This window comes from Streptomyces sp. NPDC046909 (assembly GCF_040644695.1).
In the GTDB taxonomy this organism is placed as follows: domain Bacteria; phylum Actinomycetota; class Actinomycetes; order Streptomycetales; family Streptomycetaceae; genus Streptomyces.
Genome location: NZ_JBEYXC010000003.1, coordinates 492,609 through 507,768, shown reverse-complemented (window position 1 = coordinate 507,768; position 15,160 = coordinate 492,609). Strand labels below are relative to the sequence as shown.

The following is a 15,160-nucleotide window of genomic DNA, read 5'->3' as shown; positions in this document are numbered from 1 at the left end:
ATTTTCACTCGCGGGAGTGAGTTTGCGCAGCGGGAGGGAGGGGTGGGGTTTGGTGGGGTGCTTTCTCCCCAGTGGGTGGTTCATAGGGAGCGCAGGTCGGACCGGAGTGCGGGGCGTCGGGCTTCGGTGACTCCGGTGCTGGGGTGGTGAGTTCGAGTTCGGCCCAGACCGTCTTGCGCGGGGGCAGGCCCTGGGTCACTCCCCAGCGGTCGGCGAGGGCGGCGACGAGGGGCAGGCCTCGGCCGGATTCGCTGTCGGGGGTGGCGGGTTGGAGATGCGGCAGCCGGTCACCGTGTGTGTCGGTGACCTCGATGCGCAGGGTGCCGCCCACGACGTAGAGCAGGAGCCGGAAGTTCCGGCCCGGGACGCGGCCGTGGGTTGCCGCGTTGTTCGCGAGTTCGGCGACGATGTTCGCCGCTGGGTCCAACGGGAGCTGCCAGCTGCGCAGTTGCTCGGTGGCGAGCAGACGGGCTAGGCGGGCGCCGCGTGGCGTGGGGGACAGCAGGACGCTGAAGTTCCGGATTGGGTTGTCGGCGGGTTTCTGAATCACGTCACTCAGCGTGGCGGTGTGCGCCTACCGTGAGGAGTGATCACGCCGGTACGTAGAGCGACTGTCCAGGACTTGTCCAGACGTGTCCAGGCTGTCCAGAGGGTGCGTACGGGTAGGGGCGGTGCGGCACGGGCGTACGACGGAGGGGTGCGGGATGTCGGTGGAGGCGGGACGGCTCGCGAGCGAGGCAGATGAGCCGGGTTGGGAGGTGGACCCGGACGATGACTGGGGCGTGGCCGTCATCGCCACCGTGGGGCGGCAGTTGAGGCTGCGGCGGGAGGCGGTGGGGATGCGGGTGCCCGAGTTCGCCAAGGCGGTCGGGTATGGAGAGGACCTTGTCTACAAGATCGAGGGCGGGAAGCGGATTCCTCGGCAGGAGTATCTGGACAAGGCCGACGAGGTGTTGGGGGCGGATGGGCTTGTCTCGGCGGCCTGGGAGGACGTCAAGAAGGTTCGGTATCCGAAGAAGGTGCGGGACTTGGCGGAGCGGGAGGCCAAGGCGATCGAGATGGGCGTGTATGTCGGGCTCAGTGTCCATGGCCTGTTGCAGACGCCGGAGCATGCGCGAGCCTTGTTCGAGGTGTCCCAATCCGCCTACTCGGAAGAGGAACTTGAGCGGCTGGTGGCCGCCCGCATGGCGCGCAAGTCGATCTTCGAGCGGTCCCCTGCGCCCTTACTGAGCTTCGTGCAGGAAGAGGTGACGCTGCGCCGACAGGTTGGGGGCACAATGGTGTGGCGTCAGCAGCTTGAACACCTGCTGGCGGTAGCGCAGTTGCGCAACGTCACCTTCCAGGTGATGCCAACGGATTCCGGTGCCCATCCTGGGCTGAGCGGCAAGATCGAGGTGCTGAAGTTCGAGGACGGTACGGCGCTGGGCCGTTCCGACGGAGCGTTCAACGGGCGGCCGGTCTCTGAACCGAAAGACCTTCGTATCCTTGAACTGAGGTACAGCACCATCAGGGCTATGGCTCTCACCCCGCGGGAGTCGCTGGCCTTCGTCGAGCGCCTGCTGGGAGAAACATGATCCGCAAGTCCACTGCCGGTGACGCTTCCGAGCTGGCGTGGTTCAAGAGCAGCTACAGCGACGGCCCCGAGGGCGACTCCTGTGTCGAGGTCGCCACCACCCCCGCCACCATCCACGTCCGCGACTCCAAGTACCGCGACACCAGCCCCCGCCTCGCCCTGGCGCCGGAGGCATGGGCGGACTTCGTGGCGTACACCTCGGGGAGCTGACCCCTCGACTGCGACCGGAGGCTCGGTCAGCTGGTCGCCGGTTGTGGCCGGATCAGCGACAGGCCGGGTCTGACCTTCGCTACGGCGGCGAAATCGTCGTCCATGTGCAGCAGGGCCAGGCCATGGTGTTCGGCGGTGAGCGCGATCAGGATGTCGATGGGTGAAGGGCCGCGATGATGCCCGATGCTCACCAAGTCTCTCTGTACGGCGATGATCTTCGGCCAGGGGTCGTCGAGTGCGGGAACCCAGCCGAAGGTCTGGCCGAGCATGGTGAAGAACGGCTCGTAGTCGCGGTCGGCCCTAAGGCCGGGCATCAACTCGGCCTCGACCGGCGGGCAGATCGCAACGAGGCCTCGCGCCACGCGGTCGGGCCACGGTGCGCCGAGCTGGCGGCGCAGCAGCCGCCAGACGGCGGAGGTGTCGGCGAGGTAGGTCACAGCCCGGAGCGCTCCCGTTCTTCGAGGACGTCGAAGTCGAGGAACGCGTCGGCGTTCTCCTGGAGCCAGCGCAGTGCCCGGGCCCGGTCGTCCGCGCTGATCGCTGCCGCTATCGTCAGCGCGCGGTTGATGGTGTCCCGTTTCGTCTTGGTGCCGAGTTGCTGCTGGGCGAAGGCCAACATGTCGTCGTCGATGTCGACCAGCGTCCTGGACATATGACCTCCCGCGAGGTCTTGCTTGATATATTGCCACCTTCAATATATCAAGCGGGTCCTGGTGCGCGGTGGGCGGCATGGTGTTCGACTAGAAGGAAAGTCGCCGTGGAGCACTCAGGATGTGGCGATGACCGGTAACGGAAGACGACGTGGCCCTATTTGGCGTGCGAGGCGGCGATGGGCGTCCATGGGTCTGCCCGCGCGGATCATGTCCGTCGCACTCGGGTTGTTTCTGGTGCTGCTGCTCCTTGGAGGCATTCTCAGCGAGGGGGACGACTCAACTGTTCAGACGGGTGTCCAGTTCGGATACGCCTGCTCTCCTGTCGGTGCTCTTGGAATAGCGGAGGATGGTCGGCCCGCCAAGTGCTTCAAGGGCAAGGACGGCCGGGCCCGGTGGGGGTACGACTCGAATCGAGGCTAGGCGTGCCAGGCCGCGGGGTGGGCTGCGGCGGAAAGCGCAGGGGCCCGAAACCGAGTGTCGGTTTCGGGCCCCTCGTGGCTTGACGCGTTACGCCGGTTCGCCGCCGAAGCGCTCCTTGTACGTCTCCAGGTCCTCGTCCGTGAGCTTGGCGAACAGGACCGGGGGGACGGTGAAGGGGGTGCCGGCGGGGACGGCGGTGAGGGACTTGGCGTCGGCCTCGGTGATCCAGGTGGCCGTGTCGTCCTTCAGGGTGAAGGCCTGGCGCATGGCGGCCGAGGAGGCCGGGATGAAGGGTTCCGAGACCACCGAGTAGAGGTGGATCAGGTTCATCGCCGTGCGCAGGGTGAGGGCCGCGCCCTCCGGGTTGGTCTTGATCTCCAGCCAGGGGGCCTTCTCCTCCAGGTAGGAGTTGCCCGCCGACCAGAGGGCGCGCAGCGCGGCTGCCGCCTTGCGGAACTGGAGGGACTCCATCTGGGTCTCGTACTCGGCGAGGAGTACGGCGATCTGCTCGCCCAGCTTCGTCTCCGCCTCGCCCGGCTCGCCGCCCGCGGGGACGTCGTCGCCGAAGCGCTTGCGGGAGAAGGAGAGGACGCGGTTGACGAAGTTGCCGAGGGTGTCGGCGAGGTCCTTGTTGACCGTCGCCGTGAAGTGCTCCCAGGTGAAGGAGGAGTCGTCCGACTCCGGGGCGTTGGCGATGAGGAAATAGCGCCAGTAGTCGGCCGGGAGGATCTCCAACGCCTGGTCCGTGAAGACGCCTCGCTTCTGGGAAGTCGAGAACTTTCCGCCGTAGTACGTCAGCCAGTTGAAGGCCTTTACGTAGTCGACCTTCTTCCAGGGCTCGCGGACGCCGAGCTCCGTCGCCGGGAACATCACCGTGTGGAAGGGGACGTTGTCCTTTGCCATGAACTCCGTGTAGCGGACCGGGTTCTCGCCCTTGTCCGACTCGTACCACCACGACTTCCAGTCGCGCGTCGACGGGTCCTCGTCCGACCACTCCTTCGTCGCGCCGATGTACTCGATCGGGGCGTCGAACCAGACGTAGAAGACCTTGCCCTCGGCCGCCAGCTCCGGCCACGTGTCCGCCGGGACCGGGACGCCCCAGTCCAGGTCGCGGGTGATCGCGCGGTCGTGCAGGCCCTCGGTCAGCCACTTGCGGGCGATGGAGGAGGCGAGCTGGGGCCACTCGGCCTCGTGGGCCGCCACCCACTCCTCGACCTCGTGCTGGAGCTTCGACTGGAGGAGGAAGAGGTGCTTGGTCTCGCGGACCTCCAGGTCCGTGCTTCCCGAGATCGCCGAGCGCGGGTTGATCAGGTCCGTGGGGTCCAGGACGCGGGTGCAGTTCTCGCACTGGTCGCCGCGGGCCTTGTCGTAGCCGCAGTGGGGGCAGGTGCCCTCGACGTAGCGGTCCGGGAGGAAGCGGCCGTCGGTGGGGGAGTACACCTGGCGGATGGCCCGCTCTTCGATGAAGCCGTTCTCGTTGAGGCGGCGGGCGAAGTGCTGGGTGATCTCCACGTTCTGCTGCGAGGAACTGCGGCCGAAGTAGTCGAAGGCGAGCGCGAAGCCGTCGTAGACCGCCTTCTGGGCGTCGTGGGCCTGCGCGCAGAACTCGGCGACGCTCAGCCCCGCCTCCTTCGCGGCCAGCTCCGCCGGGGTGCCGTGTTCGTCGGTCGCGCAGATGTAGAGGACGTCGTGGCCGCGCTGGCGGAGGTACCGGGAGTACACGTCCGCCGGGAGCATGGACCCCACCATGTTGCCCAGGTGCTTGATCCCGTTGATGTACGGAAGGGCGCTGGTGATGAGGTGTCGAGCCATCGGGGGCTGCTCCCAGGTCGGATTTCTTGATGCTTTGCGAACCAAGAAATCGTATCCGACATGGGTGGGCCGCCCGCTTTCCGTCCTGAGGGGTGGGAAGCGAGCGGCCCGGGGTGGTGCGGTGTGGCTACGGGCGCCAGTCGATCAGTACGCCGTCGTAGAGCTCCGCGTCCGTGAGCTCCTTGGGGGTGGGGCCCGCGTGGAAGAAGGCCGTGTTGTCGGTCTTCAGTTTGCGGAGGTAGTCGAAGGCCTTGTTCTCGTGGTCGCCGAAGGCGATGAAGGAGAAGAAGACGGAGGGGTGGGTCTTCGCGGCGTCGGTGAGGGACTGGGTGGCGGGGGTCTTCGCGTCCGGGGCGCCGTCCGTCTGGAAGATCACCAGGGCGGGGGAGCCCGGGGTGGCGTTCTTGTCGTAGTGGGCCAGTACGGCTTCCACGGCGGCGTGGTAGCTGGTGCGGCCCATGCGGCCGAGGCCGGCGTGGGCCTCGTCGATCGCGTCCTTGGGGGAGGCGGGGGTGAGGTCGGTGGTGCCGTCCACCTCGGTGGAGAAGAAGACGACGTGTACGGAGGGGTCCTCCGCCGCGTCGGGGGTGAGGTGGGTGGCCAGGGCGAGGGTCTGGTCGGCGAGCGCCTGGGCTGAGCCGTCCTTGTAGTACGGGCGCATGCTCGCGGAGCGGTCCAGGACGAGGTAGGTCCTGGCGCGGGCGGTGGTGAGGCCGGCCTTTGCGAGGGCGAGGGCGGCGGCGTCGTTGGCGAACGTCGCCTCGGCTTCGCCTTCGGCGGTTGTGTTCCCACGCGCACCACCCGTGACGGGTTCGATGTCGTCTGCGGGTGGCCCCTGCGGGGCGGACTCGCCGTCGGCGGCTGCGGCGATCGGTTCGGGCGCCGCCTCCGGCTCCGGCTCGGGGGTGACCTCGGTGGCGGGCTCCGGGTCAGGGGTGACTTCGGCCGCGGGTTCCGGCGTGGGCTCCGGCTGGGTCTCGGCGGCGGGCTCGGACTCCTGGGCCACGGCGGGCTCCGGCTCCGGCTCCGTTTCCGCGACCGGCTCGGACTCGTTCTCGGCGGCGGGCTCCTCGACGACCGGCTCGGGCTCCGTCTCCGCAGCCGGTTCCGGGGTGGGCTCTACCTCGGCGGGGGCCTCGGCGGCGGGCGCCTCTTCGGCGGCCGGTGCTTCGTCCGTGGCCGGTGCCTCGGCAACGGGCTCTTCCTCGGCTTCCACCTTCTCGGCGGTGGCCGGCTCGACGGTTGCCGCCTCGGCCTCGACCTCGGCAGCGACCTCGGGCTTGGCCTCGACCGCGGCCTCCGGCTCCGCAACGGCGGGCGCCTCTTCGGCCACGGCCACCTCGACGGGCGCAGCCTCCTCCACGACGGTCGCGGACTCAGGCTCCTCCACCTCGGCCGACGCCGTCTCCTCCACGACCGCCTCAGCCGCAGGCTCCTCCGCGACGGGCGCCGTCTCCTCGACGACCGCCTCAGCCGCAGGCTCCTCCGCGACGGGCGCCGTCTCCTCGACGACCGCCTCAGCCTCGGGCTCCTCCGCCTTCACCGACTCGGTCTCAGCCTCGGTCTCGGCGGCGAGCTCCGGCGCTGCCTCCTCGGCAACCGCCTCCGGCTCCTCCACCGACCCCGGCGCGGACTCCTCCACCGACCCCGGCGCGGACTCCTCACCCTTAACCGGCTCAGCCTCCTCGGCGACCGGCGCCTCAGCCTCGCCCGGCGCCTCAGCCTCCCCCGCGCCACGCACCGCAGCCGCAGCCTCCCCGGCGCCAGCCCCCCGCTCCTCCACCGGCTCACCCGGCTTCGGCACCGTCACGTTGTCGAAGGCCGCCGAGACCAGATCGTGCTCATCTTTGGTCGACAGCGACGTCGAAGCCGGACGCTGTTCCGGGACCTCCGCCGAAACCCGGGACGGCTCCGGCTCCGGCTTTGGCTCGGGCGACGGGGACGGCACCGAAGGCACCGTCGGCGTCGTCGGCTGCGTCCCCTCCGCACCCTCTGCCTCGGCGGTAAGCCCCTTGCGTGACCGGCCGAACGCGTTCCGCAGGAGAGTGAGAATGCCCATGTGCGCAACCCTTCGCATGAGTTGATGCCCGTAAATCCCTGGCCAGGACGGACACGTAAGGTTAGCGGCCCCAGATGGTGATCTTGGGCAGGGGCGGACACAGGACCCGCCTCACGTCAAGGACGCCAACCGGCCATCGCGCGCACCCGGACCCGCCCCACGGACCCCCCGGCCCGCCAACTCCCGTACCGCTACCTCGGATTCACCGGCAGTTCACCAAGAGTCCCCGCTGTCGCACACACGTGCTCCTAGCGTCCGTCACGCGGATTCAAGGGGAGTCCATGGGGAAGCAAGGGGAACACAAAATGCGCAAGCAGCTGCCGCTGATCAGAACCTCGTCGCCGTCCGACGCGCACCCGGGCGGCCGCTCCGCCCTGACCTGCCTCTACCGGTGTGGCAACGCCTGCTTCCACGAGGTGCCCAACACCAGCGGCAACGAGTACGTCGGCGATGTCATCGCCAGTGCCGTGAGCCGGCGGACCCTCGTACAGGCCGCCGCCGTCGTGACCGTCGCCGCCGCGGCCGGGACCGGGGTCGTCGCCGGGGCGCCCCAGGCGCACGCAGCGAGCGACGCGACCGCCGACGCCACCTCCGCCTCGTACAAGCCCGGCACCGGCAAAGCCGCCCGCGGTCTCCGCTTCACCCCCGTCGCCCCCAACACCGCCGACCAGGTCACCGTCCCCGACGGCTACGCCCAGAACGTCGTCGTCCGCTGGGGCGAGCCCATCCTGCGCGGTGCCCCCGCCTTCGACCCGGAGAAGCAGACGGCCGCCGCGCAGGCCGGGCAGTTCGGGTACAACAACGACTTCCTGACCCTGCTCCCGCTCGGTAACGGCAAGCAGCTCCTCGTCGCCAACCACGAGTACACCGACGAGGTGCTCATGTTCCGTGGTTACGACGCCGCCAACCCCACCCGCGAGCAGGTCGAGATCGCCTGGGCGGCCCATGGGCTGTCCGCCGTCGTCGTGGAAGAGAATCGGAAGAACGGGAAGCTCACCCTCGTACCCCGGCATCCCCTCAACCGGCGGATCACGGCCACCACCGAATTCCGGCTCACCGGGCCCGCCGCCGGGTCCGACCTCCTCAAGACCTCCGCCGACCCGACCGGCACCAAGGTCCTCGGCACGCTCAACAACTGCTCCGGCGGTACGACCCCCTGGGGCACCTCCCTGCACGGCGAGGAGAACTTCAACCAGTACTTCGCCAACAGCAGCCGGGCCACGGACAAGCGGTACGGGATCGGGACCGGGGCCACCGAGCGCAAGTGGGAGCGGTTCGACAAGCGGTTCGATGTCGCCCAGGAGCCCAACGAGCCCCACCGGTTCGGGTACGTCGTCGAGTTCGACCCCTACGACCCCACCTCCACGCCCCGCAAGCACACCGCCATCGGGCGCTTCAAGCACGAGGGCGCCACCGTCCGGCTCACCGACGACGGGCGGCCCGTCGTCTACTCCGGTGACGACGAGCGCTTCGACTACTTCTACAAGTTCGTCAGCAGCAAGCGGATGAAGAAGGGCACCAGCCGGGCCGTCCGCGAGCACAATCTCTCCCTCCTCGACGAGGGCACGCTGTACGTCGCCAAGCTCACCGGCGACTCCCCCGCCATCGAGATCGACGGCACCGGCAAGCTGCCCGCCGACGGTGAGTTCGACGGCAGCGGCGTGTGGATACCGCTCGCCACCGCCACCGCGAAGGGCGCGGTCTCGCACGTCGACGGGATGACCGCCGAAGAGGTGTACGTCTTCACGCGCCTCGCCGGTGACAAGGTCGGCGCGACCAAGATGGACCGGCCCGAGGACATCGAGCCCAACCCGCACACCGGCAAGGTGTACGTCGCCCTCACCAACAACACCAACCGCGGCGTGGGCAGCAACGCCCCGGCCGACGAGGCCAACCCGCGCAACGCCAACAAGCACGGCCAGATCCTGGAGCTCACCGAGCGCTGGAACCGGGCCGACAGCACCAAGTTCGCGTGGTCGCTGTTCCTCGTCGCCGGTGACCCCAACGACCCCGCCACCTACTTCGCGGGCTTCCCGAAGGACAAGGTCAGCCCGATCTCCTGCCCGGACAACGTCACCTTCGACCCGTACGGCAACCTGTGGATCTCCACCGACGGCGCCCAGCTCGGCTACCACGACGGCCTGTTCGGCGTCGCGACGCGAGGTGGCCGGCGCGGTGAGCTGAAGCAGTTCCTCACGATGCCGGTCGGCGCCGAGACCTGCGGGCCGATCGTGCAGGACCGCCGGGTTCTCGTCGCGGTCCAGCACCCCGGCGAGATCAGCGGCGCCACGGTCGAGCAGCCGGCGTCGGTCTGGCCCGACGGCCCCGGCAAGATCGTCCGCCCGGCCGTGGTGGCCGTGTGGCGTACGGACGGTGACGACATCGGCGTCTGAGCCCCGGCTCACCAGAGAACTCGCTCACCACACGCTCAGTGAGTGGCTGGGACCGTCTCTTCCAGCCACTCCCTGTACGCCGGAGCCTGCCGCGCCGCCTCCCAGTACGCCTCCTCCAGCGCGGGACGGACCCCGTCCAGGTTCGTCTCCGTGCGGGCCGCCAGGAGCAGCCGTACGCCGAGAGGGTCGCCGCGCAGTCGTCGTACGGCCATGTCGGGGCGGGGGAGGCAGGACGGCTGGCAGACGGTGACGACCTCGCCGGTGGCCACCAGGGCGGCGGCGGTGTGGTAATCGCCGTGCAGGACACGGGGGTTGAGGCCCGCTGTGCGGAACATGCGCTGTACGGCGTCCCATTCGCCGTCGACCGTGGGGTCGATCATCCAGCGGTCGTGGGCGAGGTCGGCGAGGTCGACGACGGGTTTGGCGGTGGCCGGGTGGTCGGCGGGGAGGGACAGGAACTGCGGCTCCCGGTCGACCAGCACGCGGAGGCGCAGGCCTTCCGGGATGCGCAGCGGGCAGCCCTCCACCTCGTGCACGAAGACGACGTCCAGCTGTCCTTCGGCGACCATGCGGAGCAGGGCGTTCGGGGAGACGTCCATGCGGAGGGTCGGTTCCTGGCCCTGGGCTCTGAGCCGGCGCAGCCAGCCGGGGAGGGCGCGGCTCGCGGTGGAGCCGACCCGCAGCTGAGGTCCGCCCACGGCGGCGGCCCGTGCCTCGGCGACGAGGGAGCGCATCTCGGTCACGAGGGGTCTGGCGCGGCTCAGGACGAGCCGTCCGAGCGGGGTGGGGCGACAGCCGGTGCGTTCGCGTCTGAACAGCGCGCCGCCCAGCTCCTGCTCGATCCGTCTGAGCTGTGTGCTCAACGAGGGCTGTGCGACGCCGAGTTGGCGAGCGGCTTGGTGCAGACTGCCGGTGTCGGCTATGGCGCACAGTGCGCGGAGGTGCCTCACCTCAAGCTCCATGCCCTGGGAGACTAAAGCGGACTCACACGTTTCACCAGACGCACAAATCGGCGTCCACGCACGCGAATCGGGGCGGTGATAGCACCGTCCTATCGCCGGTTGCCATCATCACAGCGGCCGCACAGACCCCGAGACTCGCATCGAAAGACTCACCCCCCACCAAGGAGTCTTCGATGCGAAAGTCCTTCATGACAGCGGCGGTAGCGGTAGGCCTGAGTCTCGCAACGCTCGGCCTGGGCACGGCGGTTCCCGCTTCCGCGGCGCCGGCGGTCGGCTACACGTCCCGTTCCACGTCCTCCGCCGACGCCACCGACGCCTTCTTCCAGGCGGTCCTGAAGTCCGTGGCCGAGAAGCGAGCCGCGAACCCGAGCAGCGCGGCGGCCGTCACGGTCGTCTACGACGCCTCCCGCGCGCCCACGTTCAGCGCGCAGATAGCCGCCAGTACCCGGATATGGAACAGCGCGGTCTCGAACGTGAAACTCCAGTCCGGCTCGGCCTCCTCCGCCGACTTCTCCTACCGGGAGGGCAACGACCCCAACGGGTCCTACGCCTCCACGGACGGCCACGGCAGCGGCTACATCTTCCTGGACTACCAGCAGAACCAGCAGTACAACTCGACTCGGGTGACCGCCCATGAAACGGGCCACGTCCTCGGTCTCCCCGACCACTACTCGGGCCCGTGCAGCGAGCTGATGTCGGGCGGCGGCCCGGGCACCTCCTGCACCAACGCCCAGCCGAACTCGGCCGAGCGCTCCCGCGTGAACCAGCTGTGGGCCAACGGCCTGGCGGCAGCCATGGACAAGGCCCTCGACAAGAACTGACCCCCCTCCTCGACAAGGACTGACCCCACCCCTCCCAAAGACCGAACCCCCACCCCCCACCGGTGCGGCCGCCCTCCTGCACAGGGCGGCCGCACCCATGTGTCCGGCGTGGATGCCGGCTCGGCGGAGTCAGTATCCGACGGCCTCGCGGAGCAGCAGGACGGTGGCTCGGCCCGGGTGGGGTTCGGCGTTGAGGATGAGGAGGCGGTTGATGGCGCTGGGAACGCCGTAGACGGCTTGGGCGCGGACGTTCTCCAGGGGGAGGCAGTGGTGCTCGATGCGGCGCAGGGCGGTGGGGAGGTCGGGGACGACCTTCTGGGCGCCGACGATCCAGATCGCCTGGCCGGCGCCGCCCGAGTTCGCGGGGAGCTGGCTGCCGCTGCCGGAGGCGAGGACGAGGGAGCCGGTCTCGGTGACGGCGGCGACGCTGTTGATGACGACGTCGGGGGTGGCGACGAGCCGTCGGATCTCGTCGGCGGCGGTGGCCCGGTCCATGGCCAGGACGCGGGGCCGGACGGCGTCGTACTGGCCGCTCGCGTTGATGTCGTCGTCGATGCCGGAGAGCCGGAGTGTCTCGCTGGCCCCGGTGAGCACGCCGGCGCCCTCGGGGATGAGTTCCTTGACGCGGGTGCGGGCCTCGGCGGTGTCGTCGAGGATCTCGGCGGCGAAGCCGTTGGCGCGCAGGGCGGCGGCGACTCGCTCCAGCTGGGCGGAGGTTGCCGGTTCCGTGAAGGGTGCGGCCGGGTGGGTCTCGGAGTGCCGCGCCGTACTCGGTGCCGTACCCGCCAGCGGGGACGTGTCGAGGTACCTGACCTCGTACACCCGCTCGGCGAACCGCCAGCCCTCCTCGGTGCGGTGGTAAGTGTCGTGGTAGACCGCGTAGTTGAGGCCCTCGCGGCCGTCGAGGGTGCGGGCGAGTTCCTGGATGTAGGCGCGGCCGGTCGCGGTGTCGCCGTCGAGCTGGATCGTGCCGGGGTGGGTGTTCTGCACGAAGAAGTCCCACAGGCTCTGAAGCCGCTCGCCCCCGGCGATGATCTCCTCGCGGCCGATCTGCTCGACGGGGATGTTGGGCATCCGCAGGGCACCGTCCGGGGTGAACAGCGCCGCCAGCCGGGGCCGGTCCCGCATCATCACCGCGTCGGTGAACTCGCCGCGCAGCGCCTCGATCTCGACACGGTCGGCGACGGCCCGAAAGTCGTTCACGGCCTGAGATTCGTTCATCGAAGTCCCCTTTTATCTGCCTGCTGCCTGGTGTTGTCGCCTTCACCGGTACGACAGAACAGCCCTCCCGAATGTGAGGCCGCGACGCCACCTCACATTCCGGCGGGCTGCTTTGTCATAACCGATGGAGGCACGCGGGCGAGCGAGGGAGACTGGCTGATCATGACCACCAGCGCGATCGTGAGTGAGCGGCGTCGGCTGATCAATCTCGGGTACCGGCTCCTCGGTTCCCTCGCCGACGCCGAGGACGTCGTGCAGGAGACCTACGCCCGCTGGTACGCCCTGTCCGACCGGGAGCGGGACGCCATCGAGTCGCCCGGCGCCTGGCTGATGACGGTCGCGGGCCGTATCTGCCTGAATCTGCTCGGCTCGGCGCGGGCCCGGCGGGAGACGTACGTCGGTGCCTGGATCCCGGAACCGCTGCCCGAGCCCACGGAGTGGATCACCGGGCGGCCCGGCGCGGAGGGGCTCGACCCGGCCGACCGGGTCACCCTCGACGAGTCGGTGACGATGGCCTTCCTGGTCGTCCTCGACGCGATGACTCCGGCCGAGCGTGTCGCGTTCGTCCTGCACGACGTCTTCCGCTACCCGTTCGGGGAAGTCGCCGAGATCGTCGGCCGTACGCCCGCGGCCTGCCGCCAGCTGGCGTCCTCCGCCCGCCGCCGTGTCCGCGCCGCGGGGACCCCGGCGGGGCCGAGCGACGAACAGGCCGATGTCGTACGGCAGTTCAGGACGGCGTGGGAGGCCAAGGACATCGACGCGCTGATCGGCCTGCTCGACCCCGGCGCGGTCGCGACCGCCGACGGGGGCGGCCTGGTCGTCACCCACCTGGAGCCGATCGTGGGCGCCGAGCGGATCGCCCACGGGTACGCCGAGATCGCCCGGGTGTCGGGCGACCGTACGACGTTCCAGGAGTGCGCGGTCAACGGGCTGCCCGGCCTGGTGTCCTGGCAGGACGGCGCCCTCTCGACGGTCTTCGCCTTCGACATCGCGGACGGCCGGATCCGGCACATCTGGGCGATGCGGAACCCGGAGAAGCTGCGGAACTGGCAGACCGGCTGACGGCTGTTATGTCGTGCTTTCGTCGCTCACCGCGGCGACGCGATCGCCCGCGCCGCCGCCACCTCCTGCCGCAGCGGCTCCAGCACGCTCCCCGACGGCCCCGTCAGATCGGTTCGTACCGAGTACAGCGTCTCCGCCTCTCGTACCCCCTCCGCCAACTCCCTCAGCTGAAGCACGACTTGCTTCACCTCGGCCTCGGACGGCAGCGGCGCCCCGTGCCTGGTCCGGACCCGGGCCGCGGTCGTCGCGTCCACGATCCGCTCCACCGCCACGACCAGCGGCCACCACGCGGCCGCCCGGCGTCCCGTGGGCGGCGGTTCGGTCAGCGCGCGCTGGAACTCCGTACGGATGACGGACAGGTCGCGGTAGAGGCGGCGGCGCATGCGGGCGCGGGCGGGTGGGTCCACGGCCTCCGTGCCGAACGTGCCGAAGGCGGACTCCACATAGCGCGCGGTGTCCGAGACCGCGTCCGCGAGCCGGTCGCCGACCCTCGTGTGCCAGCTCTCCGGCCAGAGGAGGTATCCGGCGATCAGCGCGATGCCGCAGCCCATCAGCGAGTCCACCAGGCGGGGCATGAGCAGGCCCGTGCCCTGGTGGTTCAGCACGTCCGACAGGAGAAGGATCACCGGGGTGATCGCCGCCGTCTGGTAGCCGTACCCGCGTGGTGTCAGGGCCGGGATCAGCGGGGCCAGGACCAGCATCACCGGTACGTCCCACCAGCCGCGCGGCACCTCCGCCAGGACCGCCGCCGCGATGACCAGGCCCGCGACCGTGCCCACCGCCCGCAGCAGTGCCCGGGAGAAGACCGAGCCGAAGTCCGGCTTCAGGACGAAGGTGATGGTCAGGGCGACCCAGTAGGAGCGGGGGACGGGGATGATGGAGACCAGCACCTGGGCGACGCCGATGCAGAGCGCGAGGCGGAGTCCGTAGCGCCAGGAGGCAGCCGAGAGGGCCACGTTGCGGGCTCCCCGCGCGGCTCGGGTGCGCAGGGCGGCCGGGCGGCCCAGGCGGTCGTCGATGCCCCGGGGGTCGATGTCGGGGGCCGTCACCACGTCCGCCGCGTGGCGCAGGGCGTGGTCCACCGCGCGGGTCGTCTCCGTGAGGGGCGCGGGCAGGTCGAGCCCTATCGGGCCGGTGTAGCCGGTCTCCACCGCCTGGGCCAGGTGCTCCACCGCCTTCGGGACCTCCGGCGGCAGCGGCTTCCCCGTGAGATGGGCCGCCGGGGCGGCCTCCACCACCGGGGTGATCGCGTTCAACTGGGCGAGCAGCCGGGTGAGTTCGGGGCTGCGGCCGTGGTGGCGGGCGCGCCGGGCCAGGACGAGGTCGTACGACTGGTTCAGGGACTGGGTGACGGACTGCCGGGCCGCGTCGTAGTCCGGGCCGCCGCACGCCGTCAGCAGATCCGCGACCGTGCGGTACGTCCCCGCCACCGCCGCCCGCTCCGGCACCCCCGACCTGAGCGGCCAGGCCAGCAGCGCCAGGACGAGCACCAGCAGCCCGCCGCCCGTCATCAGCACCGGCGCCAGCCACCACGCGCCCGGCATCGGCAGACCCGCGCCGACCACCGAGTTGAGCAGGAGCAGCAGGCCGGAGACGGAGGCGACCGCGCCGATCGTCGAGATCATCCCCGACACCAGTGCCACGGCCGTGACCACCGCCACCGCCACCCACCCGTGCCCGTACACCAGCGACCCGAGTGTCACGCCCACCGCGCCGAAGAGCTGCGGGATCGCGATGTTGAGGATGCGCATGCGGTACGCGTCCGCCGTGTCGCCGATGACCCCGGACAGCGCGCCCATCGAGGCGAGAGCGCCGTACGCCGGTTCGCCCACCGCCAGGCCGATCGCCAGCGGCAGCGCCATCGCGATCGCCGCGCGGGCCACGGCCGCCCAGTTGACGGGTGCCTGCTGCGGCTGGAGGTTCCGGACCAGCCAGTCGGGGGGTGTGAGGCCGATGGGGAACTCGCGTGACATG

Annotated in this window: 13 protein-coding genes; 5 read left to right on the top strand and 8 right to left on the bottom strand. The window is 70.1% G+C overall.

Features of this window, described 5'->3' with window-relative positions:
* Positions 1-4 precede the first annotated feature (4 nt).
* Positions 5-550, bottom strand: a complete 546-nt coding sequence (locus tag ABZ928_RS11085) for an ATP-binding protein (RefSeq protein WP_361516965.1) — start codon at positions 548-550, stop codon at positions 5-7.
* 154 nt (positions 551-704) lie between these two features.
* Here ABZ928_RS11085 and ABZ928_RS11080 point away from each other — a divergent pair, with 154 nt between their 5' ends.
* Both ABZ928_RS11080 and ABZ928_RS11075 read left to right on the top strand, forming a co-directional pair.
* Positions 705-1,574 carry a helix-turn-helix transcriptional regulator gene (locus ABZ928_RS11080; protein ID WP_361516963.1) on the top strand — a complete coding sequence of 290 codons (870 nt, stop codon included), beginning with the start codon at positions 705-707 and terminating at the stop codon, positions 1,572-1,574.
* Positions 1,571-1,783, top strand: coding sequence for a DUF397 domain-containing protein (locus ABZ928_RS11075; protein WP_361516961.1), 213 nt, complete (start codon positions 1,571-1,573; stop codon positions 1,781-1,783). Before ABZ928_RS11080 ends, ABZ928_RS11075 begins: the two co-directional genes overlap by 4 nt.
* A 26-nt stretch (positions 1,784-1,809) precedes the next feature.
* Here the strand turns inward: ABZ928_RS11075 and ABZ928_RS11070 are convergent, their stop codons facing one another.
* The 4 genes from ABZ928_RS11070 to ABZ928_RS11055 form a co-directional block, all read right to left on the bottom strand.
* On the bottom strand, positions 1,810-2,220 hold the full coding sequence (locus tag ABZ928_RS11070) for a PIN domain nuclease (RefSeq protein WP_361516959.1): 411 nt from the start codon (positions 2,218-2,220) through the stop codon (positions 1,810-1,812).
* Entirely contained in the window at positions 2,217-2,435 is a 219-nt protein-coding gene (locus tag ABZ928_RS11065; protein WP_149823560.1) for a type II toxin-antitoxin system VapB family antitoxin, read from the bottom strand. The genes ABZ928_RS11070 and ABZ928_RS11065 overlap by 4 nt, the downstream gene beginning before the upstream one ends.
* Before the next feature lie 508 nt (positions 2,436-2,943).
* Positions 2,944-4,668: a methionine--tRNA ligase gene (gene metG / locus ABZ928_RS11060; protein ID WP_361516957.1), complete on the bottom strand. Its 1,725-nt coding sequence runs from the start codon at positions 4,666-4,668 to the stop codon at positions 2,944-2,946.
* Positions 4,669-4,795: 127 nt separating this feature from the next.
* On the bottom strand, positions 4,796-6,727 hold the full coding sequence (locus ABZ928_RS11055) for a VWA domain-containing protein (protein WP_361516956.1): 1,932 nt from the start codon (positions 6,725-6,727) through the stop codon (positions 4,796-4,798).
* 305 nt (positions 6,728-7,032) lie between these two features.
* On the opposite strand from ABZ928_RS11055, the gene ABZ928_RS11050 reads away from it, so the two are divergent.
* Positions 7,033-9,120, top strand: a complete 2,088-nt coding sequence (locus tag ABZ928_RS11050) for a PhoX family protein (RefSeq protein ID WP_361516954.1) — start codon at positions 7,033-7,035, stop codon at positions 9,118-9,120.
* A 35-nt stretch (positions 9,121-9,155) separates the two neighbouring features.
* Here ABZ928_RS11050 and ABZ928_RS11045 read toward each other — a convergent pair whose 3' ends face one another.
* Complete coding sequence (locus ABZ928_RS11045; protein ID WP_361516952.1) at positions 9,156-10,082, bottom strand: LysR family transcriptional regulator; 927 nt, start codon at positions 10,080-10,082, stop codon at positions 9,156-9,158.
* Between the two features lie 173 nt (positions 10,083-10,255).
* Here ABZ928_RS11045 and snpA point away from each other — a divergent pair, with 173 nt between their 5' ends.
* On the top strand, positions 10,256-10,903 hold the full coding sequence (snpA, locus tag ABZ928_RS11040; RefSeq protein ID WP_361516950.1) for a snapalysin: 648 nt from the start codon (positions 10,256-10,258) through the stop codon (positions 10,901-10,903).
* Positions 10,904-11,032: 129 nt separating this feature from the next.
* Here snpA and ABZ928_RS11035 read toward each other — a convergent pair whose 3' ends face one another.
* Positions 11,033-12,124, bottom strand: a complete 1,092-nt coding sequence (locus ABZ928_RS11035) for an LUD domain-containing protein (RefSeq protein ID WP_361516948.1) — start codon at positions 12,122-12,124, stop codon at positions 11,033-11,035.
* Between the two features lie 162 nt (positions 12,125-12,286).
* Here ABZ928_RS11035 and sigJ point away from each other — a divergent pair, with 162 nt between their 5' ends.
* Positions 12,287-13,186 carry an RNA polymerase sigma factor SigJ gene (gene sigJ, locus ABZ928_RS11030; protein WP_361516946.1) on the top strand — a complete coding sequence of 300 codons (900 nt, stop codon included), beginning with the start codon at positions 12,287-12,289 and terminating at the stop codon, positions 13,184-13,186.
* 26 nt (positions 13,187-13,212) lie between these two features.
* On the opposite strand, the gene ABZ928_RS11025 is transcribed toward sigJ, so the two are convergent.
* Positions 13,213-15,159: an FUSC family protein gene (locus ABZ928_RS11025; RefSeq protein WP_361516944.1), complete on the bottom strand. Its 1,947-nt coding sequence runs from the start codon at positions 15,157-15,159 to the stop codon at positions 13,213-13,215.
* Between the last annotated feature and the right edge of the window lies 1 nt (position 15,160).